This is a genomic window from Micromonospora sp. NRRL B-16802, from assembly GCF_001279555.1.
Classification (GTDB): Bacteria; Actinomycetota; Actinomycetes; order Mycobacteriales; family Micromonosporaceae; genus Micromonospora; species Micromonospora profundi.
In genome coordinates, this window is record NZ_LGEB01000037.1 from 1 (window position 1) to 269 (window position 269).

At 62.8% G+C, this 269-nt stretch carries 1 protein-coding gene; it reads right to left on the bottom strand.

The window, feature by feature from the left end; all coding sequences use genetic code 11:
* Positions 1-242, bottom strand: a 242-nt coding sequence (locus ADK66_RS32200) for a hypothetical protein (RefSeq protein WP_231639930.1), incomplete at its 3' end; no start/stop codon positions are given.
* Between the last annotated feature and the right edge of the window lie 27 nt (positions 243-269).

The following is a 269-nucleotide window of genomic DNA, read 5'->3' on the forward strand; positions in this document are numbered from 1 at the left end:
TGCGTGTCGGCGCCGGTCAGACGCCGTACCGCCGGCAACGGGAAACGCCGATGCGGCCACAACCGCACCTCACCGTCAAACACCGACCGCACCAGATCACGCCACGAACCCACACCCCGCTCAAAACCGAACGGCAACACATTGATGTACATCCCATGCACACGATCCGCACCCCGCACCTCCGGCCGCGCATCACACACCAACCCCGTGTAAAAACGCCGCTCCCCCGACAACTGACTCATCACCTTCAAATGAGCCGCGTGCAGAAC